Below are 24668 nucleotides of genomic sequence, written 5' to 3' on the forward strand. Positions count from 1 at the left end.
CCGACGCGATGATCCGGAAGGAAATGAACGTCACAGCAGCATCGAGGCGCCACGATCGATATAGGTGTCCAGAAATTGTTCGAGGCGAGGATTTCTCGGCCGTTTGAAGACGTCCTGCGGCGGGCCGGTAAACAGCACCTTGCCGTGATCGAGAAAGACGATCTGCTGGCCGACGGTTGCGGCAAATCCGATCTCGTGGGAGACGACGACCATCGTCATGCCCTCGGCGGCGAGATCGCGCATGACGTTCAGCACTTCGCCGGTCAGCTCGGGATCGAGTGACGACGTCGGCTCGTCAAACAGCATGATCTTCGGGTTGAGGGCAAGCGCCCGGGCGATGGCAACGCGCTGCTGCTGCCCTCCCGAGAGCTGCGACGGATAATGCCCTGCCCTGGCCTCGAGGCCGACCTTGACGAGTTGGGCCATTGCCCGCTCCTCGGCATCCTTGCGGCTCATCCTGTGAACCGTCTTCAGTGCTTCGCTGACATTGCCGAGCGCCGTCATATGCGGCCAGAGATTGAACTGCTGAAAAACCATGCCGATCTGCGATCGGATTCGCCTGTTCGCCGCCGCCGGCACCCGCTCGCGGACGCCCTTGGCGTTTTCCGCAAAACCAAGCACCTCGCCGTTGACGGCAATCGTTCCCTTGGTCGATTCCTCGAGAAAGGCCATGCAGCGCAGCAGCGTACTCTTGCCGGAACCCGACGGGCCGATCACGCAGGAAACCTGTCCCTGCACGATATCGAGGTCGATGCCGTGCAGCACGGTGGAGCCGCCGAAGGTCTTGACGAGATTTTTGACTGCGATCGCAGGAATGCTCATATGTTGAAAAACCTGAATCTGGTGAGTTTCGTTTCGGCGAGATGACCGAGCCAGCCGGTGATTTCCACCAGCACCCAATAAAATAAAGCAAGAACGAAGAGCGCTTCCACGAAAGCATATTGCTGCGAGCCTATGGCGCTCAGCGTCGCCGTCAATTCCGGCACGGTGATGATCGACAGCACGGCCGTCTCCTTCATCAGGATGACCGTCATGTTGACCGAAGGCGGCAGCACCAGCATGGTCATCTCCGGCAGCAATATGCGCCGGACGATCTGCCCTTGTGTCAGGCCAACGCATATCCCGGCCTCGATATGTCCCTTCGGGACGGCGGCAAAGCCCGAGCGGAAGATCTCGCTGAAATAAGCCGCCCCGTAGATGGAAAGGCCGATGACGCCGGCCGGGATCGGATCGAGCGACAATCCGACGAAGGGCCCGCCATAGTAGACGAGGAATATCTGAATCAGGAACGGGGTGCCGCGCAGCACCGCAATGACCATGCCGAATGCCTTGTCCGGGACAACGCCGCCAAAACGCCTGGCAACGGCGACAAGGAATCCGAGCGCGGCAGCGGCCGGCGTAGTGACGATCCAGATGACGATGGTGAGCCATGCGCCGCTGAGGATGTCCGGCAAGTTGCTGACAATCACATTGATGTCGAAGGTCATCGCGGCACTCCCGGCAGGGAGCGTTCGATCAGACCGCCCGCAAGGGCAACGATCCAATTGATGACGAAATAGATCAGGCCGGCGGAAGCGAAAATCTCAAGCGGCAGGAAAGTGCTGCCGGCAAGGTCCTGGGCCATGCGCGTCAACTCGATGACCCCAACGACCGAGACCAGCGAAGACGCCTTCAGGATAAGGATCGCTTCGTTGACGAGTGCTGGAAAGGTCAGCCGCAGGGCGATCGGCGCCTTGATGCGGCGGAAGATCTGGACGGGTGTCATGCCGACCATTTCGCCAGACTCGACAAGGCCCGTGGGAACGCTGGAAAAACCGCCGCGCAGATTTTCAGCCTGGTAGGCTGCAGTACACAGCGACAGACCAACGATCGCCGCAACGATGCTCGGCACGTTGATGTCGATCGCCGGCAGCAGGTTATAGATCAGCAACAGCTGCACCAGCAGCGGTACGCCACGAAAGAAACTGATGAAAATCTTCGCCGGCAGCACCATAAGCCGTTGCTGCGAAAGCAGCATGGCGGAAACAACGATGGCGATCGCAAAACCGATCAGGATAGAAACCACGCTGATCGTCACCGTGTAGATCGAGGCTTGCAGAAGCAGTTCGAAAAGCTTGATGGACATGAGCGGTGTTTGCCTGGGCGCTGCGGCCGTAAACTCTGATGCCACGGCAGATTGCGCCCCGACCAATGGCGGGGCGCGTTCGTTTCACCGACGGCTAATCAGAATGCCGGGTCCTTGACAGCGTCCGGCGTATCGAAAGATGCGCCAAACCACTTCTTCTGCAGTTCTGCCATACGCCCGTCTGCCTTAATCTTGAGCATCGCGGCATCGATCGCATCCATCAGGGGCGCATGGTCGGCATCCTTGAGACCGATGAAGCCGAAATAGGACTTCTTGCCGAATGGCGGCAGAACGACTTCGAACGTGCCTTTTCGCTGGCTGGCGACGAAGGCGATATTCGGCAGCGAGTTGGCAACGCCGGCAATGCGGCCGGCGGCGAGATCGGCGTAGGATTCGGTAAAGGCCGGATATTCGCGCACGTCGACCTTGGTCGGCAGCGTGCCGGAGAATTCCTTCAACTGGTCGAGCTGCGCGGTTGCCTTGCCGACACCGATCGTCTTGCCGGCAATATCCTCCGGCTTGCTGATCGTCGTGTCGCCGGCCTTCTTGAGGATGGCAATCGTCGCTTCGGCGATCGGCGGCGTGAAGCGATAGCGCTCCATGCGCTTCTTAGTGATCGTTGCAGGACCTGCCACCACATCGAACTTGCCGGCCTCGAGCGCCGGGAAGACACCGTCCCAGGGAAGCGCCACCCACTCGATCTTGACGCCAAGTTCCTTGCCGATCTCGGCAAAGAGGTCGACGTTCAAACCGGTGTGTTCACCGGCATCGATATAGTCGAACGGTGCGAAAGCCGTTTCAGTGCCAACCTTGAGGGTGCCGGCTGCCTTGACGGCTGCCAGCGTGTCGGCTGCATGGGCGGAAACGGCTGCTCCGAACAAGAACGCAGCGCCGACCAGACCCTTCAGCAGTGAATGTGCCTTCATCATCATCTCTCCAGTTTTTATTCCCCCGGCGGAGGAGTTTTGGTTCCCGAATTCGATTTCCTCTGCGCGGATTTCTATGCTCCGCTTTTGACTATACAAATAGATATAGGCTGGCCTAGAGTGTCAAATGTAAAAGACGAGGAACGCAAAATTTGTGCCGGATGGCGTCGATCTCGCTGGCATGGCCGTTCCGTATTCATGGTCGCTGACGCCGGATGAGGTGCGGGCTTGGTGTCGATTTATCAGCGTATTTTCACCGATATCGAGACGAAGATCATCAGCGGTGATTGGCGGCCCGGCGACCGCATTCCCGTCGAACACGAACTCGCGGCGAAATATCGGTGCTCGCGGATGACCGTCAGCAAGGCGCTGTCGGCGCTCGCCGAGCGCGGCATGATCATCAGACGGCGCAAGACAGGTTCGTTTGTCGCCTCGCCCCAGATCGACCGCACGGTAATGGATATCCAGGATATCAGCACCGAAGCGGAACTGGCCGGGCACGAACACCGCTTCGAAATCCTCGCCCGCAAGATCGAGCGCCTTGGAGAGGCGGAGGCCCAGCAGCTGTCGGAGCCTGCCGATGCAGAAGTCCTCAGGCTCCAATGCCTGCATATTGTCGACGGCAGACCAAATGCCGTCGAGCGGCGGATCATCATGCTCGATGCCGTTCCACGGGCGAGAGAGGAGAGTTTTGCTTCAATTCCGCCCGGCAAATGGCTGCTTGACGAGGTTCCGTGGTCCAAGGCCAAACATGTCATTCGCGCCGTCTCGGCCGACACCACGACGGCGCGGATCCTGCAGACGGAACGCGGCGAGGCCTGCCTCAGCCTCATTCGCCAGACCTGGCAGAACGGACGTACGGTGACCTATGTCGAGTTTACCCATCCGGGCGACCGGTTCCAGTTTGCGGGCACGTTTCATCCGGCAACAAATTGAGCTCGACGCCAATCACGGGAGGTTCTGCAAGTGTCCGATGAGCGCCTTAAGGCGATCCCGCTGAAAAGTTTGCAGGCGTTCGAGGCGGTGGGGCGCTGCGGCGGCGTGACGGCCGCAGCCCTGGAGCTCAAGGTGTCGCCGGGCGCCATCAGCCAGCAGATTCGCAAGATCGAGAGCTTTCTTGGCGTTTCGCTTATGGAGCGCAGCGGGCGAACCGTCGAGCTGACCGCCTGGGGCCGGCTCTACCACCAGGAGATATCGAAGGGGTTTGAGCAATTTGCGCTCGCCGGGCAATTGTTGGAAAAGGCGCGCAACGAGACGGCGCTGGTGCTCAGTGCGCTTTCCTCCGTCGTCAACAAATGGATCGGCAGGCGGATCTTCGACTGGCAGGCGCTTCATCCCGAAGTTCCAGTGAGGATTATCGGACGCGACAAGGAACCTCGGATCGGCTTCGACGATGTCGATTTCCGCGTGAGCTACGGGTCCGACGTGCTGCAACACGAACATTATACCGAGCTGTTTCGCGATTGGGTGGTGCCCGCCTGTTCGCCGGCGCTGATGCCGGACCGTGCGTATGCGGCTTGCGATCTCTTCGAGCAGCCCCTCCTCCATGTCGAGTGGGAACGGCACTTCACCCCCTACCCCAGCTGGGCGGAGTTTGCCGCCAAGGCCGGCGTCTCCCTTGATGCGTCGACGCCCGGCCTCTCCTTCACCCTGTCGAGCAGTGCGATTGACGCAGCCGTCAACAAGCGCGGCATCGTTCTCGCGCAGATGTCGATGATATCAGACGAGCTTGCGGCACAAACGCTCGTCATCCCGGTCGACATGCGCATTGCACTGCGCGAAAGCTATTTTCTCGCCTGGGACCGCGCGGCCTTGCAGAAGCCCCACGGGCGCGAATTCCGCGATTGGCTCATTGCTATTTCCCGCCAGCAGGCCGTTGCGTCGGCGCCGAAACCAATAGTTTAGAAAAACTAAAACGGAACTCAGCTGCGCGATATTGATGAAAATTTGCGCCTGGCGATAATTTGCGCAGTCGCCCTCCACCGTTGGCGGCGTGGCCGACATAGCAGGAGAGCTCGATGGCGCGAACCGACAAGATGAAACTCGGGACTTTCGTCTATACGTTCGGCTTTCACCCTGCCTCCTGGCTGCATCCGGCAAGCGATGTCAATGGCGCCAACGACTTCGCTCATCTGCTCGATGTCGCCAAACGATCCGAAGCGGCCAAGTTCGATTTCATGTTCATGGCGGATTCTCCCGCCGCCGCCGTTGGCGATCCGAAGGCGCTTGCCCGCATTCCGACCAAGATGAACCGCTTCGAACCGCTCTCGCTGCTTTCAGCTCTGGCAGTCACCACCAACGATCTCGGCCTCGTGGCGACCGTGTCGACGAGTTATTACGAACCATACAATGTCGCGCGCCTGTTCGCCTCGATCGACCATCTGAGCAAGGGCCGCGTCTGCTGGAATGTCGTCACGTCCGATCACGACGAAACCGGCTACAATTTCAATCGCGAGGGGCTCGATCCGCATGCGCTGCGTTACGAACGCGGCAACGAATTCGTCGATGTCGTATTCGGTCTGTGGGACAGCTTCGAGGACGGCGCGCTGCTTCTCGACCGTGAAAACGGCATCTACTACGACAAGGACAAACACCACACGCTCAATCACCAAGGTAAACATTTCCAGGTTCGTGGACCCCTTAACATCGCGCGAACGCCCCAGGGCCGCCCGGTCATTGCCCAGGCGGGCGGTTCGGAACCCGGAATGGAGATGGCGGCACGCACGGCCGAGATCGTCTTCAGCCTCGCATCGAATATCGAGCGCAACCGGGCCTTCTACGAAAACGTCAAGCGCCGGATGCCGGCCTTTGGGCGCGATCCCGACGACCTGAAAATCATGCCGGGCATCGTGATCAACGTCGGTGAAACCGAAGCCGAGGCAAAGGCGAAGGTGGATTATCTGATCGACAGGATGCATCCGGATGTCGGCCGGCTGATGCTTTCCGAATTCCTCGAGGCGGACCTGCGCGATGTCGCTCTCGACAAGCCCTTCCCCATGGATCGGCTGCCGGCGGCGCCGAAGGGATCACGCGCCTTGTTTGAGGAACTGGTCGATTTCGTCAGAAGCGGCCGCACCGTCGGCGAGCTCATCCGCCACTATGCCGAGAAGCATACCGGAAACGGCATGACGGGCACGCCGGCCCAGATCGCCGACTTCATGGAGGAATGGTTCGAGACGCGTGCGGCCGACGGCTTCATCCTGATGTTTCCAACCTTGCCGTCCAGCCTCGACGACTTCGTGCGGCTTGTCCTACCGGAGCTTCGCCGCCGCGGACTGTTCCGTGAGGAATACGAGGGCAAGACCTTGCGCGACAATCTCGGTCTTTCAATGCCTGTCAATCGCTTTGCCAGAACACAAGAGCCAGCCCGATGAGTGTCGAGGCTCTGATTAGCGAAGCGGACTTCAAGCTTTCGATGCGTCATCTGGCGGGTGCCGTCAGCGTGATTACGCTCGGCGACGGGCAAGACCGCACCGGCTTCACGGCAACGTCGGTCTCCTCGCTTTCGGCGGAGTTGCCGTCCGTTATCGTCAGCGTCAACCGAGCGTCTTCCTCATGGCCGGCGCTGCAGCGGTACGGCTGCTTCCGCGTCAACGTGCTCGCCGCCGACCAGCAACAGGTGGCGCAATCCTTTGCCGGTCTAGACGGACGAAGGGGCGCCGAACGTTACGGCAATGCAGGATGGTATCGTCTTAAGACCGGCGCGGCGGTGCTTGAAAATGCCCTGACGGTCCTGGACTGCAAGCTCGAAACCGCATTCCACTACAATTCCCATGCCATTTTGGTTGGACATGTCTGCGCGATGGGAATCCGGCGGGGCATAGGGCCGCTGCTATATTGGCGCGGCGGCTATCATGAACTTCCGGCGGACGTCGATCGCCGCAACCTAACGAAGGCGCTCGGATAATAGCCCGATCGAGGCGACATCCGCATTGGCAAAGGCAAGTCTGAGATAACCCTCCTGGCCCTCGCCGAAATAGGCGCCGGGCAAACAGACGATGCCGGATTCCTTGGCGAGTTTTTCGGCAACCTCTAAAGACGATTTATCGGCGTGGGGATGGCGGACAAAGGCGAAATAGGCGCCGATCGCTCCGATCTCCCAATCGGCCAGCCCGGAGAAGACCTGCCTCAAAGCCTCCGCCCGGCGGGCAATCTCCAGCCGGTTGGCGGCTCGCCAATCGGCGAGCGCCGGGATCGCCGATGCAACGGCGATCTGAGCCGAACGCGGCGCGCAGATCTGCATATTGTCCATCACCTTGGCGATCTCGGCGACTAGTTTGGGGCCAGCCGTGATTGCACCCAGTCGATGACCGGGAATGCAGAAGGATTTCGAGAAGCTGTAGAGAAGAACGAGCGTGTCCTCCCAACCCGGCTCGGAGAGGAGTGAGTGCGGCCGCCCGTAACCCTCGGCTAGGAAATCGCGATAGGTTTCATCGAGAACCAGCCAGGCGCCATATTTCCGGCAGAGCACGAAAAGCTCGTGAAGCAGGCTCGGCGGATACACCGCTCCGGTGGGATTATTGGGTGTGACGACGGCAAGCATCCTCGCGCCGGCCGCAAGGGCAGCCTCGGCCGAACGCGGGTCGGGAAGAAAGCCGCCGGCGGGGTCGCAATCGACCAATCGACGCCCGATTCCCAGCATCGATAGCGTCGTGTCGTGATTGAAATAGAAGGGGTTGGTGAGCGCGACCGTATCGCCGGCTCTCGCCAGCGCAATCGCCGTGCACATGAACGCCTGATTGCAGCCGGCGGTAATATGAATATTGTCGGCGGAAAGGGCGGCACCGTAAAGTTCGGCAATGTAAGCCACGTAGGTCTTGCGCAACCGAGGTTCGCCCTCGATCGGCCCGTATCCCGTCATCGCCTGTTGCCCGGCCGCCTCGGCAAGAAGCCGAAGCATTTCCGGATGCGCGGGATAGCCGGGCACGGCTTGCGACAGATCGATGAGCGGCCCTTTTTCCCCTTTGTATTCGCCGCTCCAGGCGACGACGGAAGGAATGGGTGGGGCTGAGAGGCGGGCAACGAGCGAATTGGGTTTTGCAGCGATCATATCGATTTCTCTTTGATCCCGCTTGCTACAACGATACCAATTGCTTTCTCAACCCCTTTGTCGGGTGAGATGGAGCTGAAGCGGAGACGCATGCGCATGGTGTGGGATAAAACGCGGCTCGAACAGCTGCGCGCAGAATTTGCGGATGCCAATGGGGGCGAGATATTCGACGAGAAGTTTCGGAAAGTGGCGGAGAAGATCATCTCCAAGAAAGGTACGAGACTGGCACCCTACGCCGGAATACCGACCTTCCTCAGCGCCCCTTACATGCAGGTTGCTGCCGATGATCCTGACTTCGGCAATCTCCAGGTTGCAATCACCGGCATCCCCATGGATCTCGGCGTCACCAATCGTCCAGGTTCGCGTTTCGGACCGAGAGCACTTCGCGCCATCGAAAGGATCGGCCCGTACAATCACGTGCTCGGCACGGCGCCGGTCTTCGATCTTCGGGTCGCCGACATCGGCGACGTATCGTTCCAAAGCCGCTACCGGTTGGAGCTCAGCCACGACGACATCGAAAAGCGCATCGCCCAGATCGTCGATGCCGGCGTTGCCCCGCTTTCCGTCGGCGGCGATCATTCCATCAGCCACCCGATTTTGAAGGCCGTCGGTCGGCAGCAACCGGTCGGCCTCATTCATATCGATGCTCATTGCGATACAAGCGGGGCCTTCGATCAGACGAAGTTTCATCACGGCGGGCCATTCCGCAATGCGGTGCTGGACGGCGTGCTCGATCCGACGAGGACAATCCAGATCGGCATCCGTGGTTCGGCGGAATATTTGTGGGAGTTCTCCTATGCGTCGGGAATGACCGTGATCCATGCAGAGGATATCAGCGGGATGGGGATTGCTGCCGTCATTGCCAAGGCAAAATCCATCGTCGGCGATGGCCCGACCTATCTTTCCTTCGACGTCGACAGCCTCGATCCGAGCTTTGCGCCCGGCACGGGCACGCCCGAGGTCGGTGGATTGACCACGCGTGAAGTCATTGAATTGATACGCGGGCTGAAAGGGATAAACCTGGTGGGCGGTGACGTCGTCGAAGTTGCCCCGCAATATGACGCAACGACCAATACAGCGCACGCCGCAGCACAGGTGCTCTTTGAGATTCTAAGCCTCATGGTGTTTAGTCCCTCGATCGGCAAACGCTGAGGCCGACCGCGCAGTCACCTGTGGCAATTGGCCGGATGGGCCGAGACAATGTCGTGCGCGCAAAACCGCCGCACAGTTTTGCGCGACGTTTTAGCCAACGCCCCTCAAAAATTCCTCGGTTTCGATGAGTTCGAGCTGCACGGAAAACCGATCGTGCAGAAGTTCCAGCGACGCATCATAGGTGTCGTCGGCGCTACTGCAGACAGCGTCCTTCAGCACGATGACACGATAGGCGAGATCGATCGCGCCGAGCGTCGTGGCAAGCACGCAGACATCCGTTTCACCGCCGGTGATCACCAGGGTATCGACCCGCTCCGACTGAAGGGCCGTATGAAGGCGCCCGTCGATCCAAGGGGAATAGGTGCGTTTGTCGAAATGCCTTGCCGGCGGAACCAGCGACGCCAGCGATGAAACGAGATCGATCAAGTCGCGCGGAAGATGTTCGCCCGTCATCATCCACCACTTCCGGTAATAATCCCGCCATTTCCCCGGCATGTCATCCGCACGCTCGGGCGGCAGGAAGCGGGTAAAGATCGTTCGTGACGGGTGCCGGCCGGCCAGTTCTTCGATCTGGGGAGAGACCCGCGCCATCCAGGGAACGTGCCATGGCGTGTCTTCGGCAAACATCCGCTGCATGTCGACGCAAAGGTGCCGCCACTCGCCGACCTCGCCCATCAGATCCTCCTTCCGGTCTTCGGGGCGTCAACTGTTGCATGCGACGAAAGTTCCCCTGACCAGCGGAAGATCAGAAGCCTCTTACGCGACGGCGCCTGGAGCAATCGTCAGCAATCCGGCGGTGCTCTCAGCATTCCGGAAACTATCAAGCTCGTACAGAGGAACCGGTTTGGAGAAGAAGTAGCCTTGGAGGTCGGTGCAGCCGAGGGCGGCCAGAAAGTCGCGTTGATATTCGGTTTCGACCCCTTCGGCCGTCGTCGAGATACCGAGGTTGCGGCTGAGCGCGACGATGGCGCCGATGATTGCCGCCCCGTTGGCTTTTGTGCCGAGTTGTGAGACGAACGATCGATCGATCTTGATGCGGTCGATATCGAAGCGCAGCAGATGGCTGAGGCATGAAAAGCCGGTCCCGAAATCGTCGAGCGAAACCTGAACACCCCGGCTGCGCAGCGACTTCAGCACCGTATAGACGTCTGAGTCGTCCTCGATCAGCGAAGATTCGGTAAGCTCGAGCTCGAGCCGGGACGGCTGCAGGCCGCTCTCCTCAAGCACGGTGAAGACTTCCTCGGCGAAATTCGGTCTTCTCAACTGGGCGGGAGACACGTTGACCGCAACAAACGTGTCTTCCGGCCATTTGCAGGCGGCTCTGCAGGCTTCGCGCAACACCCAGAAACCGAGAGCATCGATGAGACCGCCCTCCTCGGCGACAGGGATAAAGCTGGCAGGCGTCAATAGTCCGCGCTGACTGTGACGCCAACGCACCAGAGCCTCCGCGCCCGACGCCGCGTATCCTGCCTCAGCGCAATGGACCGTTTGGTAATAGACCTCGAGCGATCCGAAGTCGGGCCGGTTCGCACTCGGATCGACGTGTGGACCATCAGTGGATGAGGCCATGCTTTTGGCCAGAACGTCCCGCAATTCGTTCTTGAGAATGTCGCGCGCATTCCGGCCGCCGTCCATGGACGGTGAATAGAGACGCCACTGGCCTCTCCCGCCCATCTTTGCCTCGTACAGCGCAACGTCGGCGTAGCGCATGATGTCATCGGCATTCCGTCCGGCGTCCGGCACGACGGTCACGCCGATCGAGCCGCCGACGCGCGCGACGGCCTCGCCCCTCAAAAGCGGGAAGGGCTTGCCAAGTTCGGCAACGATCGCTTCGCAGATTGCCGGTAAAACGTGGTCATGATCTTTGATGTCCCGGAGAAGCAGAGCGAACTCATCGCCTCCGAGCCGGGCCAGCGTGTCCCCCGGACGAAGCACGGAGCGGATCCGCTCCGCAGCCATTCTGATGAGCTCATCGCCGGCGGCATGGCCGAACGTGTCGTTTACGGCTTTGAAGCGGTCGAGGTCGAGAAGTGCGACTGCCGAGCGCTCGGCCGAGTTCCGCGTCTCGGCCAGGCACTCGTCAAACCTGATCGCGAACAAAGCGCGGTTGGGAAGATTGGTGAGCACATCATGCAAGGCAAGCTGCCTTGCATGCAGTTCGCTTTTCTTCAACTCGCCGAGACTGCTTCGCAGGCGCACCAGCAAGACCGAGAACAGGATCGCGATCACCAAGGCGGCAATCGAAAGCGCCGGCATCAACCGGCCGATCACCCTCGAACCTGGAAGATCGGGCCGCCAGACGATGAAGCCGATCGGTTCGCCGTTTGCCGTGGCGTCGATTTGGAACGCAACCTCGTTTTCGTCTGCATCGGCCGTGCGCGCGAAGCGGGCGCCGTTAAGGCCTTGTTGCCGGCTCAGTTCGTCCAGCGCCGCACCATCGATAAAGCGCACGACAATCAGGAATTGCCGCGTCGGCTGGCTCTGCCTCTCATTGGTCTCGTTGATGGCGACGATGCCGACGATCGTCGGCCGACCTTCCAGCCGCATCAGATTGGCGAGCGCACGGTTGGAGCGGGCGGCACTCGCAAGGCGGCTTTCCATTGAAGACGGCGTTCGTTCGTTGGAAACCGTGCCTTGTCTTACCCCAAGGCGGGCATCCCGAAGGAGGGGCAAGAAGAGAGGCTTCATCCAGCGATAACGCTTTTCCGTTTGGGCATCCGCCAGCATGAGCAGTTGCGCCTTCTCGTCGACGACAAAGGCCTGATCGTAGCCGAAGGCGGACATTGCGGTTTGGCTGATCGCACTTCCGGCCGCCGCCGTCAGAACGGCATCGAGGCTGGAGGAACCTCCGGTCGACCGGGCGGCCGGATAAACGCGTGTGAGATAGCCGTTGCCGAACTGGCCGATAACATGCGCGACTTGATCGACCTGCTCCAGCAGGCGGGCATTTACAAGCTGGCGCTGTCGATCAAGAGCGGCAGCGTCGCTCTCGGTTCCCGCCCACAGTGCCGAAAGCACGACAAGACCGATAGCGCCAAGTCCGCTGACGGCAATCAGAAACAGAATTCTTCCCGAAGCGATCCAGGATTTCTGAAACGTGTTGGAGCTGGAAGGAAGAACGATGTGCAAGCCTGGACCCCTGAACACCACGACGTGGGCGTATTCGTCGAAGCTAACAAAGAAGCGTTCACGTAGAATTAAAGGCTGCGGCCCACTATAGGGCGAGATCGACTACGCCCCAAGGAGCTCCTGACGATGTTGCGCATATCCATACGGACTATATTGCGCGGAGCGCTGATGGCAGGCGGGATCGGTATCTTTTTGGCCGCCTCGCCGTTCGAGGTGGCTGCGCAAGATCGCATACCGATGAGAATTGCCGTCGAAGGTGCGTTTCCGCCCTTCAACTATCTCGATGCAAATAACGAGCTTCAGGGCTTCGACATCGATATTGCCAATGCGCTGTGCGAGGTTGGCAAGTTCGAATGCCAATTCATCATCGAGAAGTGGGACGACATTATCCCCGATCTCGTTGCCGACAAATACGACGCGATCATCTCATCCATGTCGATGAGCCTTGAGCGGCGTCAAAAGGTTGCCTTCACTGAAAAATACTATAACAGCCCGTCGGTGTTCATCGCTCGGAAGGATTCGTCGATCAATGATGTCAGCCCCGCCGGCCTCAGCGGCAAGATCCTCGGGGTGACGTCGTCGACGGCGCAGGAATCCTACGCCAACCATCTCTATCCGGAGATGAAAAAGAAGGTCTTCCGGTCTTCGCCAGAATTGTACAAGGGGTTGTCGGATGGCAGCGTCGATATCATCCTGGAGGACAAACTCGCCATCTACGACTGGATCGCCAACACCAAGGCGGGAACCTGCTGCGAGTTCAAAGGGCCGGATCTGGTCGACGTCACGTACTTCGGCGAAGGTGCCGGCATCGCGCTGCGCCTGGACGACAAGGAGCGTCTAACGCGCCTGAACGAAGCCCTGAAGAGTATTAAGGCGGACGGGACCTACGATATGATCAACGCAAAATATTTCCCGTTCAGCATCCAGTAATTCGTCAATCAAATTGTCATGTGGCAAATGCGGAATGGCCGGTTTACCGCCGACCATTCCTATTGTGTAAAGTCCTCAGTCGTAACCGCTACGCGGCTTTCGCGACCTCACCGTGCGGATCGAGGACATATTTTGTCGCCGCTCCATGATCGAAGCTCTCATATCCAGCGGCGGCATCGTCGAGCGGGATGACCTTGGCGTTGACGATATCGGCAATGGGCAGTCGGTCGTGGAGGATCGCCTGCATGAGCTGACGATTGTATTTGATCACCGGAGTCTGGCCGGTGTGGAAGGACTGCGCCTTGGCCCATCCGAGGCCGAAGCGGAGCGAAAGATTGCCGTGTTTGGCGGCATTGTCGACGGCGCCCGGATCCTCGGTGACGTAGAGGCCGGGAATGCCGATCGAACCCGCGGCGCGGGTAATTTCCATCATCTGATTGAGGACGATCGCAGGCTGTTCCCCGCCCGAGTGGCCGCGTGCCTCGAAGCCGACCGCATCGATGGCGCTGTCCACTTCGTTGGTGCCGACGACCTGTGCGATCATGTCGCCGAGACGGTCGCTCTTCGACAGGTCGATCGGTTCGAAACCGACCTTCGCCGCGTGTGCCAGACGGTCCTTGTTGAAATCGCCGATCATGACGACAGCAGCGCCGAGAATGCGAGCCGAAGCCGCAGCCGCAAGGCCGACGGGGCCGGCGCCTGCGACATAGACGGTCGAGCCGACCCCGACGCCTGCACGCACTGCACCATGGAAACCGGTGGGCAGGATGTCGGAAAGCATGGTGAGATCCCGGATCTTCGCCATTGCCTTGTCCCGATCGGGGATTTTCAGCAGGTTGAAATCTGCGTAGGGAATGGTGACGTAGCGTGCCTGTCCGCCGATCCAGCCGCCCATGTCGACATAACCGTAAGCACCGCCAGCTCGGGCCGGGTTTACTGTCAGGCAGACGCCGGTGTCCTGAGACTTGCAGCAGCGGCAACGGCCGCAGGCGACATTGAACGGCACCGAGACGATATCGCCGATGTCGAGCATCTCGACATCGATGCCTTTCTCGATGATCTCGCCGGTGATTTCATGACCGAGGACCAGGCCCGGCATCGCTGTCGTGCGGCCGCGGACCATGTGCTGATCGGAGCCGCAGATATTGGTCGAGATCACCTTCAAAATGACGCCGTGTTCGATGCGGCGGCCGTCGGGCGCTTCCAGCTTCGGATCGTCGATGTCGCGAACTTCGACCTTGCCCGGCCGGAGATAGACGACGCCTCTATTTTTGCTCATGGATTCCTCCCACTTGTTTGAGTGCCTCGATCTGCAACCGATGCAGTCGATGGCAACTTCCCTCCGGCCTGCCTCCTCTGCAGCCCGGTGTCCAAAACACGCGGATACCGCCGCACCGGGCGATATTCGAATTTTCAAAACGGACAGATTGGATGCAGTAGAGGAGTGAACGCCACGGTTTTCGCCTGTCGTTCCACTCGTGACCGTCTGCCGCAATCCGTCGATTTGCTACGCAAGAGCTGGTTTCCGGCTCCAGAATCTCCTTCCGATCCATCTCGATATCTTTCCGGATGTCTATCCGGCGATTTCCTTGAGGATTTCAGTTCTTCTACCGCTGCGGGGCAGCGCCGGCGTCGGGCCGGCTGCCAATGGTCCATTTCGCCAGTTTGCGAGATAGCGCCTTGGGCACAACAAACAAACCATGCCTGACGGAAAACAGCGATCAAGAAAACGACATGGGCGCAACTCAAAGACGACAGTCGGTAAAGTCGCAAAAGATCGCTGCGCAGGAGAAATAATTGATCCCGCGAATACGGCGGTTTTCCGGTTCGCCCCGAAAGATTTAATCGTCGCCTAAAGACTTGAGGCGCGACGCGGCCGGCGGCTGCGGCTGACGTCGAGGGCCGTGTGCCAGAGCACGGCGGCGAGGATGATTGCCCCGCCGAAAAAGGTGGCGACGGGCGGCTCTTCGGAAAACAACAGCCAGACCCAGAAGGGCGTGAGCACGATTTCCATCGTGCCGATCAGCGCCGCCTCCGCCGGCGGCATCCGCTTCGCACCGGCGAGGAAAAGCACCAGCGCGAGGGAGAAATTGGTCGCACCGAAGGCAGCAAGGACGATCCAGTTGTGGAGGTCGAGCGAGCCGACCGAACCGAACGGGGCAAAGATGGCAAGCGTCAAGAAGGCGCTGACCACGGTCGGCGGCAGGCTCGGCACGTCGGGACTGATGCGCGGGATGATGATGACCAGAGCGAAGGAAACGGTCATGCCGAGCGCCAGCAGGTCGCCGAGACCAGTCCCGCCGCCGATCGACGAGGCGACGATGACGGCGACGCCGAGGAAAGAGATGCCGCCGGCAATCAACGTCCGCCTGGCAACTCTCTCCCCGAGGATAAGCCAGCCGAGCAACGCTGCTATAAACGGCGCGGTCGCATAGATCATCGTCACATTGGCGACGGTGGTCATGTAAAGCGCGCCGATGAAGCATCCCTGACTGAAGGTCTGGCATGCGATCATCGCAAGACTGGACGGATGGAAGACGGAACCCCATTTTCGCCGCGAGATGCCCCCTTCGAGGAAAAGGCAGGGGATCAGCAGGAACAGGCCTCCGAACAACGACCGCCAGGCGATCGCCGTCCATACGTCGGTGGTCAGGAGTCGCGAATAAACACCGCTCGCGCTCCAGGCAAGTGTCGCGGCAATGATGAGAAGCACACCCTTCTCGTGCTCGCTGCCTGCGAGGCGTCTGGCCGGATTTTCAATGTTCACGCAGATATCTCAAAGAAGGAAGTCGAACGCGGCTCTTTTGTGCGCTGAGAATTGACATCAGACAAACGAATAGTAGTGATAACTATCATCGATTTTTTCTATGGCTATTCCATGCATGAGCCGATTGAGAGCGACCTGCTGAGAACCTTCCTGGTCGTTGCCGAAACCTCCAATTTCTCCGCCGCTGCCCAGCGCATCGGGCGGACGCAGTCGGCCGTCAGCACCCAGATCAAGAGGCTTGAGCAGACGATCGGCGAAACGCTGTTCGAGCGTGGCGCCCGCGGTGTGCTGCTCACACGCCAGGGCATACAGCTCGTGCCCTATGCCCGCAGGATCATTGATCTCCTGAACGAGGCCGCCGCGACGATCCGTAGCAAACCGCTGGACGGGCCGGTACGCATCGGAATTCCCGAGGAATACAGCCAGACGGTGCTGCCGGCGGCGCTCGCGGCTTTCGCCGTGCGTCACCCGGCCGTCGAGGTCACCGTGTCCTGCGACTACACAGTCCGCAACTTGGCGGCCCTTGAACGGGATGAGCTCGATCTCGCCGTCGTTTTCGACTGGAGCGATGAAACGAAAGGCGAGGTCATCTGCATTGATCCCACGGTCTGGGTCACATCGATGGTGCACCGGCTGCACGACATCGATCCCCTGCCGATAGCGACCTATCGCAACTCCAGCTGGTCGCGCGATTTTGCGCTCCGGTCGCTGGAGCAGATCGGCCGCAATTATCGGATCGCATTTATTGCCGATACCGGCTCGGGGCTGAAGAATGCCGTGACCGCAGGCCTTGCCGTCACCACGCTTTCCCGCAGCAGCATTCCGCCTGGCTGCCGGGAACTCACCGCTGAAGACGGTTTCCCGCCGGTCGATTCCTCCAAGGTCGTGCTCCGCCGGAGCACCTACCGTTCCAGCGAGGCCGTCCGGGAACTTGCCGAAATGATACGGGATGCGTTTCAGCCTATGCCCGCATCTCCGATGGTGTGACGCGGCGGCGCAGACGGCGCCGGGTCTCGGACGGGCTCTCGGAAAAACTCGCCCTGTAGCTTCTCGCAAAGGCCGAGGCTGAGTTGAAGCCGGTCGCCGCTGCGATGTCGGCAAAGGAGGCTGTCGTCTCGATTACCTTGCGGCGCGCCGCATTCAGGCGCAGCGCGAGATAATGCACGTGCGGCGGCGCGCCGATGCTCTGCTGGAAGAGATCCTGCAGATGCCGAGCGCTGATGCCCACCCGCCTTGCCAGACGCGTGAGGATCAGAGGCTGCTCGATATGCTCCTCCATTAGCCGTACTGCCTGCGTCACGCGGGGATCGTGCATGCGCAGTCCGGCCGAGGCTGCGGAAAGTGATTCATCGGCATGGAAGGACGGCTGCTCGTAACGGAACAGCCGGCTGACCTCGAGCGCCAGCGAATAGCCCTGCCGTTGCCGGATCACCTCCAGCATCAGGTCGACGGTCGGAAGCGAACCCGAGGTCGTCAGCCGCTTGCCGTCGATGACGAAACGATCCTTGACGGCCCGCACCTCGGGATAGGCGAGCGCAAAATCCTCGTAATCCTCCCAGTGAACGGTCGCCGGTAACCCGTCGAGCAGGCTGGCTTCAGCCAGCAGCCATGTGCCGGACTCGATGCCGGCAATCACCGTGCGATAGCGGGCGGCCTGGGAGAGCTGCATCTTGAGTGCCGGCGTCGCACTTCGGCGCCAGTTGTAACTGGCCAGCACGAACAGCGGCGTATTCTCGGTGGTCGCTTTGAAAGCGCCTTGAGCGGGCACGGCTATATCGCTGGTGGTCAGCACCGGTGCTCCGTCCGGGGTGAGCAGCCGCCAGCGATAGAGCTCGCTGCCGGAAATGCGGTTGGCGCCGCGCAACGGCTCGATGACCGAGGCGATCAGGATCAGGTTCGCGTCCGGCAGGACGAGAAGGTCGATATCGAGCCGTTCGGTCGATCGCTGTAGCAAGGCCACCTCCCTGGAGTTCCGATAATGTATCGATCGCTTCCGAAATTGCAACGCATCGTCATCCATCCTGTCGCGTAATGGGCACAAGACGAGGGAGAACAAAAACATGCCTCTTGCGATGAACCGCGATGTCTTCATCACCTGCGCCGTCACCGGCGCCGGCGATACGGTTTCCAGATCCAGCCACGTGCCGATCACTCCCAAGCAAATCGCCGATTCCGCCATCGACGCGGCAAAGGCTGGTGCTGCGGTCGTTCACTGCCATGTTCGCGACCCGGAAACGGGTGCCGCCAGCCGCCGCAACGACCTCTACAGGGAAGTTACCGACCGCATCCGCTCGGCCGATGTCGACGTCGTCCTCAATCTCACCGCCGGCATGGGCGGGGACCTGATCTTCGGAGATGTCGAAAGCCCCCTTCCCCTCAACCCGAAGGGCACGGATATGGCGGGCGCTACCGAGCGCGTCAGCCATGTGGCCGAATGCCTGCCTGAGATCTGCACGCTCGACTGCGGCACGATGAACTTCAACCTCGGCGACTATGTCATGACCAACACGCCGGCCATGCTGCGGGCGATGGCGAAGAAGATGACGGATCTCGGCGTGCGGCCGGAGATCGAGGCTTTCGACACCGGCCATCTCTGGTTTGCCAAGCAGCTTGCCGAGGAAGGCCTGATCGAAGATCCGGTGCTGATCCAGCTCTGTATGGGCATTCCATGGGGTGCGCCCGACGATCTCAATACATTCATGGCGATGGTCAACAACGTGCCTCAGAGCTGGACTTTTTCGGCCTTTTCGATCGGCCGCAATGCCATGGCCTATCCAGCGGCAGCCGTGCTGGCGGGCGGCAACGTGCGCGTCGGCCTGGAGGACAACCTCTTTGTTGGCAAAGGCCAGCTCGCCACCAATGCTGAGCTCGTTGAAAAGGCCGTGCAGGTGGTCGAGGGCATGGGTGCGCGGATCATCGGTCCGGAAGACGTTCGCAAGAAACTCAAACTGACCAAGCGCTGAGGACGGCATGACAGGGATCAACAAGGCGGCTTGCATCGGCGGCGGCGTTATTGGCGGCGGGTGGATCGCGCGTTTTCTGCTGGCCGGCATCGACGTTGATGTGTTCGACCCGCATCCGGAGGCGAGCCGCATCGTCGGCGAAGTCGTCGCCAATGCCGAAAAAGCCTATGCCATGCTGACCGGCGCACCCCTGCCGCCGCGCGGCAGGCTGATCTTCTGCAAGACGCTGGAAGAGGCTGTTGCCGGCGCCGACTGGATTCAGGAAAGCGTGCCCGAAAGGCTCGACCTCAAGCGCGGTGTGCTAAACGAGATCGACGCCGTGGCACGACCGGACGCCCTGATCGGCTCTTCCACCTCGGGCCTGCTGCCGACCGACCTGCAGCGCGACATGAAATATCCTGAGCGCCTCTTCGTCGCCCACCCCTATAATCCCGTCTATCTGCTGCCGCTCGTCGAAATCGTCGCCGGCGAAAAGACTTCGGCGGCGACCATCCAGACGGCGATCGAAAGACTGCCGCCGCTCGGTATGAAGGGCGTCCACATTGCCAAGGAGATCGAGGCCTTTGTCGGTGACCGGCTGCTCGAAGCGCTCTGGCGCGAGGCCTTGTGGCTCATCCACGACGATATCTGCACCGTCGAGACGCTCGACGATGTCATCCGCTACTCCTTCGGCCTGCGCTGGGCGCAGATGGGCCTGTTCCAGACCTATCGCATCGCCGGCGGCGAGGCCGGCATGCGCCACTTCCTCGCGCAGTTCGGCCCTTGCCTTGCCTGGCCCTGGACCAAGCTCACCGATGTCGTCGATCTCGACGATGCGCTGATCGAAAAGATCGGCCGGCAATCCGACGAACAGGCGGCTGGCCTGTCGATCCGTGAACTCGAACGCATCCGCGATGAAAACCTCGTTGGCATCCTGCAGGCCCTCAAGGGTGGCGATGGCGGCAAGGGCTGGGGCGCCGGCAGGCTGCTGAAGGACTTCGAGCAATCGCTCTGGGCACAAGGCGGCGGGACGACGACGTCTTTCGATCCGTCGAAGCCGCTGAGGCTCGTCGAGACCAAGGTCAGCCCTGCCTGGGTCGATTATAACGGCCATATGACCGAACACCGCTACCTGCAGGTTTTCGGCGATACCTCAGATGCGCTGCTGCGCCTCATCGGCGTCGACGTTGCCTATGTCGAGGCGGGGCAGAGCTACTACACAGTGGAAACCCACATCCGCCATCTCGGCGAGGCGAAGCTCGGGCAGGCGATCCATTCGACCTGCCGGATCCTTGATGTCGACGACAAGCGGCTGCACGTCTTCCACACGCTTCACGATACGGCGACGGGCGAGACCATTGCCACCGCCGAGCACATGTTGCTGCATGTCGACAGCAAGGCCGGTAAGGCCACACCCGCGCCGGCCGTCATTCTCGACAAGGTCAAGGCGATCGCTAGAGCGCATGCGGAGTTGGCTGCGCCTGAAGGCGTCGGCCGTCACGTCGGCCAGAGGCGGTAGGAGGATCGGCATGGATTTCGGACTGAGCGAAGAACAGGAAATGATCGTCGAGACGGTCCGCGCCTTCGTCGAGACCGAAATCTATCCGCATGAGAATGAGGTCGAGCGCACAGGTATGGTCCCGTCGGAGCTTGGAGACGAGATCCGGCGCAAATGCATCGATCTCGGCTTCTACGCCTGCAATTTCCCGGAAGAAGTCGGTGGCGCCGGCCTCGACCATGTCACCTTCACCCTGGTCGAGCGGGAGCTCGGGCGCGGTTCCCTCGGGCTGACGGTTTTCTTCGGCCGCCCCTCCGGCATCCTGATGGCCTGCGAGGGCGAGCAGCGTGAGCGCTATCTCCTGCCTGCGGTGCGCGGCGAGAAGATCGACGCGCTTGCCATCACTGAACCGGGCGCCGGGTCTGACATGCGCGGCATGAAATGCGCCGCCCGCCGCGACGGCAGCGATTTCGTCCTCAACGGTACGAAACATTTCATCTCCCATGCCGATGTCGCCGATTTCGTCATCGTCTTTGCCGCGACGGGCGAGGAAGAAACGCCGAAAGGCATCAAGAAGAAGATCACAGCCTTCCTGGTGGATCGTGGCACGCCGGGCTTCGAGATCCTCAAAGGCTATGATTCCGTTTCGCATCGCGGCTACCACAACTCAACGCTCAGCTTCGAAGATTGCCGGATTCCCGAAGCCCAAGTGCTGGGCGAGGTGCATCGCGGCTTCGATATCGCCAATCAATGGCTCTACGGCACGCGGCTGACGGTGGCCGCCACCTGCGTCGGCCGGGCACGGCGCGTCTTCGATATGGCGCTGCCCTATGCCGCCGAGCGCAAACAGTTCGGCAGGCCGATCGGTGCCAATCAGGGCGTGTCGTTCAAGCTCGCCGACATGATCACCGAGATCGACGCGGCCGATTGGCTGACGCTCGCCGCCGCCTGGCGGCTCGATGCCGGCCTTTCCGCAGACCGGCAGATCGCCTCGGCCAAACTCTACTCCTCCGAAATGCTGGCTCGCGTCACCGATGAGGCGATCCAGATCTTCGGCGGCATGGGATTGATGGACGACCTGCCGCTCGCCCGCTTCTGGCGTGATGCGCGCGTCGAACGCATCTGGGACGGCACTTCCGAAATCCAGCGGCATATCATCAGCCGCGACCTGCTTCGACCTTTGGGAGCGTGAGCCGATGATGCCCCGCCCGCTCGACCGCCTGCTCAGACCGCAAACGATCGCCGTCTTCGGTGGCCGTGAGGCGCGCAGGGTGATCGAGCAGTGCGACCGCATGGGCTTTGCCGGCGAGATCTGGCCCGTCCATCCCAAGCTCGACGAGGTGCTCGGGCGGTCCTGCTACCGCTCCGTATCCGATCTGCCTTCGGCGCCGGACGCTGCCTTCGTCGGCGTCAACAGGACGCTGACCGTCGAGATCGTCCGTAGCCTTTCTGAGGCCGGTGCCGGCGGGGCGGTTTGTTATGCGTCGGGTTTCAGCGAGGCGACGACGGAACTCAGCGACGGCGCCGAGCTGCAGCAGGCCTTGCTCGACGCAGCCGGCGACATGCCGATCCTCGGGCCGAACTGCTACGGGCTGATCAACGGTCTCGATGGCGCGCTGCTCTGGCCCGATCAGCATGGCATGCAGCGTATCGAACGTGGCGTCGCGATCCTTACGCAGTCCTCCAATATCGCTATCAACCTGACCATGCAGACCCGCGGCGTGCCGATCGCCTATGTGGTCACCGCCGGCAACCAGGCGCAGACATCGCTTGCCGATGTCGCCTGCGCACTGATCGACGACCCGCGCGTCACGGCGGTCGGCCTTCATGTCGAAGGTTTCGGCGATCTCTCTGCACTCGAACGCCTGGCCGCCCTTGCCCGGCGGTCGAGGAAGCCCGTCGTCGTGCTGAAGGTCGGCAGATCCGAGCAGGCAAAACGCGCGGCGGTTTCGCATACCGCCTCACTCGCCGGCAGCGATGCCGTCGCAGACGCCGTGCTCGCCCGCCTCGGCCTTGGCCGTGTCCAGACCTTGCCGGCGCTGCTCGAAACCCTGAAACTGCTGCATGTCGCCGGACCGCTCGCAAGCCATTCGATCTCGTCGATGAGCTGTTCCGGTGGCGAAGCCTCGCTGATGGCGGATGCCGCCGTCGGTCGCAACGTGGAATTCCCCGCGCTGCAGCCACAACAATTGCCTCGTCTGCGGCGGGTCCTCGGCGAGATGGTGACGCTGTCCAATCCGCTCGATTACCACACCTTCGTCTGGGGTGATCTTGCACGCCAGACTGAAGCCTTCAGCGCCATGTTCGAGGCCGGCTATGCCCTCAATCTCGTCGTCCTCGACTTCCCCCGCGGCGACCGCTGCGATGCGTCCGAATGGGCGATGACGGCAGACGCGGTCATTGTGGCTGCCGCCGCAACCGGTGCGCTGGCCGGCCTTCTGGCAACCCTTCCGGAAAACATGCCGGAGCCTGTCGCCGATCGGCTGATGGCAAATGGCATCATTGCCTTCTGCGGTATCGAAGAAGCCATCACGGCAGTGGAAGTTGCCGCCGGCATCGGCCAGGCGTGGGATCGCCCGCCTCCCCTGCCGCTGCTCGATGTGTCCTCTATCAATGGCGAGATCGAGACGCTGACGGAGGCCGATGCGAAGGCTGAGCTTGCTGCCTTCGGCCTTCCGATTCCAAAGGGGCTGTTGGCGTCCTCTCCCGGTCAGGCGGCCGAGCAGGCTGAGCGGCTCGGCTTTCCGGTCGTGCTGAAAGCGCTCGGCATTGCGCACAAAACCGAGGCTGGGGCCGTCGTACTCAACCTGGAGGATATTGAAGCCGTGTCGAATGCGGCGGCGGCCATGCCGCCGAATGCCGGCTATCTCGTCGAGAAAATGATCGATCCGCCGGTCGCCGAGCTCATTGTCGGCGCCGTCCGCGACCCTGTCTTCGGATTGTCGCTTACGCTTGGAGCGGGCGGAATCTTCGTTGAATTGCTTGACGATTCCATCATCCTGCCCCTTCCGGCGACGAAAACCGACATTCACGCGGCAATTTCGCGCCTCAAACTTACAAAATTGATCTATGGCTATCGAGGGCGGCCAAAAGGCGATCTCGAGGCCGCTGTCGGCGCTGTCTCAGCAACGGCAGATTATGTCGTAAAGAACGCGGCACGGCTGGAGGAACTGGACATTAATCCATTGATGGTTCTTCCCGAAGGGCGTGGCGTGGCCATGGTCGATGCTCTGATACGGCGGAGGAGTAGCACAGGTTGAGCGATCCCATTCGCACACGACAGGACGGCGGAGTGCTCGAAGTCGTCATCGACCGGCCGAAGGCGAATGCCATCGATCTTGCGACCAGCCGTGCCCTGGGGTTGATCTTCCGCGATTTCCGCGACGACCCGGCGCTGCGGGTCGCCATCGTGTCGGGCGCCGGCGAGAAGTTTTTCTGTGCCGGCTGGGACCTCAAGGCGGCGGCATCAGGCGATGCGGTCGACGGAGATTACGGCGTCGGCGGCTTCGGCGGGCTGCAGGAATTGCGCGACCTCAACAAGCCCGTCATTTGTGCGGTCAACGGCATCTGTTGCGGCGGCGGTCTGGAGATCGCGCTGTCGACCGACCTGATCCTCGCCGCCGAGCATGCGACCTTCGCCTTGCCGGAAATCCGTTCCGGCACGGTTGCCGATGCGGCTTCCATCAAGCTGCCGAAACGCATTCCCTACCACATCGCCATGGACATGCTTTTCACCGGGCGCTGGCTCGATGTTCACGAGGCGCATCGCTGGGGCTTCGTCAACGAGGTTCTGCCGGCCGAGCGGCTGATGGAGAGAGCATGGGAGCTTGCCCGGTTGCTCGAGAGCGGCCCGCCGCTCGTCTATGCGGCGATCAAGGAAATCGTGCGCGAAGCGGAGGGTTCGACGTTCCAGACTGCCATGAACAAGGTCACCAAGCGGCAGTTTGCGACGGTCGACAGGCTCTATTCGAGCGAAGACCAATTGGAAGGCGCGCGGGCCTTCGCCGAGAAGCGAAGCCCCATTTGGAAAGGAAAATAACCAGGCGGCAGCAACCGCACTGTTTTCCCGCATGATGCGGGCACCGGAGGGGGAGAGGAAACCGCCTGCGGACCATGCCCGGAAGTTCTGTCAACGCACCACAAAGAAGG

The 24668-nt window shown here is 61.0% G+C and carries 22 protein-coding genes and 1 riboswitch; of the genes, 12 read left to right on the forward strand and 10 right to left on the reverse strand.

The window, feature by feature from the left end:
• Positions 1–30 precede the first annotated feature (30 nt).
• The 4 genes from N2600_RS32385 to N2600_RS32400 form a co-directional block, all read right to left on the reverse strand.
• The gene (locus tag N2600_RS32385) at positions 31–822 is read right to left on the reverse strand and encodes an amino acid ABC transporter ATP-binding protein (protein ID WP_170281821.1); all 792 of its coding nucleotides are present in this window, start codon (positions 820–822) and stop codon (positions 31–33) included.
• Positions 819–1487 carry an amino acid ABC transporter permease gene (locus N2600_RS32390; protein ID WP_170255256.1) on the reverse strand — a complete coding sequence of 223 codons (669 nt, stop codon included), beginning with the start codon at positions 1485–1487 and terminating at the stop codon, positions 819–821. The genes N2600_RS32385 and N2600_RS32390 overlap by 4 nt, the downstream gene beginning before the upstream one ends.
• Positions 1484–2125 carry an amino acid ABC transporter permease gene (locus tag N2600_RS32395; protein ID WP_170281820.1) on the reverse strand — a complete coding sequence of 214 codons (642 nt, stop codon included), beginning with the start codon at positions 2123–2125 and terminating at the stop codon, positions 1484–1486. Before N2600_RS32395 ends, N2600_RS32390 begins: the two co-directional genes overlap by 4 nt.
• A 98-nt stretch (positions 2126–2223) precedes the next feature.
• A complete protein-coding gene (locus tag N2600_RS32400; protein ID WP_162117566.1) occupies positions 2224–3051 on the reverse strand; it encodes a transporter substrate-binding domain-containing protein in 828 nt (275 codons plus the stop codon).
• A 228-nt stretch (positions 3052–3279) separates the two neighbouring features.
• Between N2600_RS32400 and hutC the strand changes: the two genes are divergently transcribed.
• From hutC to N2600_RS32420, 4 genes are all read left to right on the forward strand, one after another.
• Complete coding sequence (gene hutC, locus N2600_RS32405) at positions 3280–3987, forward strand: histidine utilization repressor (RefSeq protein WP_170281819.1); 708 nt, start codon at positions 3280–3282, stop codon at positions 3985–3987.
• Positions 3988–4017: 30 nt separating this feature from the next.
• Complete coding sequence (locus N2600_RS32410) at positions 4018–4956, forward strand: LysR family transcriptional regulator (protein ID WP_222384839.1); 939 nt, start codon at positions 4018–4020, stop codon at positions 4954–4956.
• Between the two features lie 113 nt (positions 4957–5069).
• Positions 5070–6425 (forward strand): LLM class flavin-dependent oxidoreductase, encoded by a 1356-nt coding sequence (locus tag N2600_RS32415; protein WP_170281817.1) that lies wholly within the window; start codon positions 5070–5072, stop codon positions 6423–6425.
• Positions 6422–6958: a flavin reductase family protein gene (locus N2600_RS32420; RefSeq protein ID WP_260299809.1), complete on the forward strand. Its 537-nt coding sequence runs from the start codon at positions 6422–6424 to the stop codon at positions 6956–6958. Before N2600_RS32415 ends, N2600_RS32420 begins: the two co-directional genes overlap by 4 nt.
• Here the strand turns inward: N2600_RS32420 and N2600_RS32425 are convergent.
• Positions 6938–8101, reverse strand: coding sequence for an aminotransferase (locus tag N2600_RS32425; protein WP_222384842.1), 1164 nt, complete (start codon positions 8099–8101; stop codon positions 6938–6940). The two genes, N2600_RS32420 and N2600_RS32425, sit on opposite strands and share 21 nt — an antisense overlap.
• Positions 8102–8197: 96 nt before the next feature.
• Here N2600_RS32425 and speB point away from each other — a divergent pair, with 96 nt between their 5' ends.
• Entirely contained in the window at positions 8198–9253 is a 1056-nt protein-coding gene (gene speB / locus N2600_RS32430; protein WP_222384843.1) for an agmatinase, read from the forward strand.
• A gap of 90 nt (positions 9254–9343) precedes the next feature.
• On the opposite strand, the gene N2600_RS32435 is transcribed toward speB, so the two are convergent.
• Entirely contained in the window at positions 9344–9928 is a 585-nt protein-coding gene (locus tag N2600_RS32435) for a cysteine hydrolase family protein (protein WP_170281813.1), read from the reverse strand.
• 81 nt (positions 9929–10009) lie between these two features.
• Entirely contained in the window at positions 10010–12403 is a 2394-nt protein-coding gene (locus N2600_RS32440) for a putative bifunctional diguanylate cyclase/phosphodiesterase (RefSeq protein ID WP_222384844.1), read from the reverse strand.
• A 105-nt stretch (positions 12404–12508) separates the two neighbouring features.
• Between N2600_RS32440 and N2600_RS32445 the strand changes: the two genes are divergently transcribed.
• On the forward strand, positions 12509–13312 hold the full coding sequence (locus N2600_RS32445) for a transporter substrate-binding domain-containing protein (protein ID WP_170281811.1): 804 nt from the start codon (positions 12509–12511) through the stop codon (positions 13310–13312).
• An 88-nt stretch (positions 13313–13400) separates the two neighbouring features.
• On the opposite strand, the gene fdhA is transcribed toward N2600_RS32445, so the two are convergent.
• Together fdhA and N2600_RS32455 are read right to left on the reverse strand one after the other, a co-directional pair.
• Positions 13401–14591 (reverse strand): formaldehyde dehydrogenase, glutathione-independent, encoded by a 1191-nt coding sequence (fdhA, locus tag N2600_RS32450; RefSeq protein ID WP_011654396.1) that lies wholly within the window; start codon positions 14589–14591, stop codon positions 13401–13403.
• Between the two features lie 219 nt (positions 14592–14810).
• Positions 14811–15010: riboswitch (cobalamin riboswitch) on the reverse strand.
• Between the two features lie 154 nt (positions 15011–15164).
• Complete coding sequence (locus N2600_RS32455; protein ID WP_222384845.1) at positions 15165–16079, reverse strand: DMT family transporter; 915 nt, start codon at positions 16077–16079, stop codon at positions 15165–15167.
• Between the two features lie 111 nt (positions 16080–16190).
• Here N2600_RS32455 and N2600_RS32460 point away from each other — a divergent pair, with 111 nt between their 5' ends.
• Positions 16191–17066 (forward strand): LysR substrate-binding domain-containing protein, encoded by an 876-nt coding sequence (locus N2600_RS32460; protein ID WP_170281809.1) that lies wholly within the window; start codon positions 16191–16193, stop codon positions 17064–17066.
• Here N2600_RS32460 and N2600_RS32465 read toward each other — a convergent pair.
• Positions 17041–18099 carry a GlxA family transcriptional regulator gene (locus N2600_RS32465; RefSeq protein ID WP_260299810.1) on the reverse strand — a complete coding sequence of 353 codons (1059 nt, stop codon included), beginning with the start codon at positions 18097–18099 and terminating at the stop codon, positions 17041–17043. The genes N2600_RS32460 and N2600_RS32465 overlap by 26 nt on opposite strands.
• A 40-nt stretch (positions 18100–18139) precedes the next feature.
• On the opposite strand from N2600_RS32465, the gene N2600_RS32470 reads away from it, so the two are divergent.
• Genes N2600_RS32470 through N2600_RS32490 form a run of 5 tightly spaced genes read left to right on the forward strand, consistent with a single transcriptional unit; the run spans position 18140 to position 24558 of the window.
• A complete protein-coding gene (locus N2600_RS32470) occupies positions 18140–19042 on the forward strand; it encodes a 3-keto-5-aminohexanoate cleavage protein (protein WP_170281807.1) in 903 nt (300 codons plus the stop codon).
• A gap of 7 nt (positions 19043–19049) precedes the next feature.
• Positions 19050–20540: a carnitine 3-dehydrogenase gene (locus N2600_RS32475; protein WP_260112176.1), complete on the forward strand. Its 1491-nt coding sequence runs from the start codon at positions 19050–19052 to the stop codon at positions 20538–20540.
• 10 nt (positions 20541–20550) lie between these two features.
• Complete coding sequence (locus N2600_RS32480; protein WP_260299811.1) at positions 20551–21711, forward strand: acyl-CoA dehydrogenase family protein; 1161 nt, start codon at positions 20551–20553, stop codon at positions 21709–21711.
• Positions 21712–21715: 4 nt separating this feature from the next.
• Positions 21716–23779 carry an acetate--CoA ligase family protein gene (locus tag N2600_RS32485; protein ID WP_260299812.1) on the forward strand — a complete coding sequence of 688 codons (2064 nt, stop codon included), beginning with the start codon at positions 21716–21718 and terminating at the stop codon, positions 23777–23779.
• Positions 23776–24558: a carnitinyl-CoA dehydratase gene (locus tag N2600_RS32490; RefSeq protein ID WP_170281803.1), complete on the forward strand. Its 783-nt coding sequence runs from the start codon at positions 23776–23778 to the stop codon at positions 24556–24558. The genes N2600_RS32485 and N2600_RS32490 overlap by 4 nt, the downstream gene beginning before the upstream one ends.
• Positions 24559–24668: the final 110 nt, after the last annotated feature.

It is taken from the genome of Rhizobium sp. WSM1274 (assembly GCF_025200775.1).
Lineage (GTDB): Bacteria > Pseudomonadota > Alphaproteobacteria > Rhizobiales > Rhizobiaceae > Rhizobium > Rhizobium leguminosarum_I.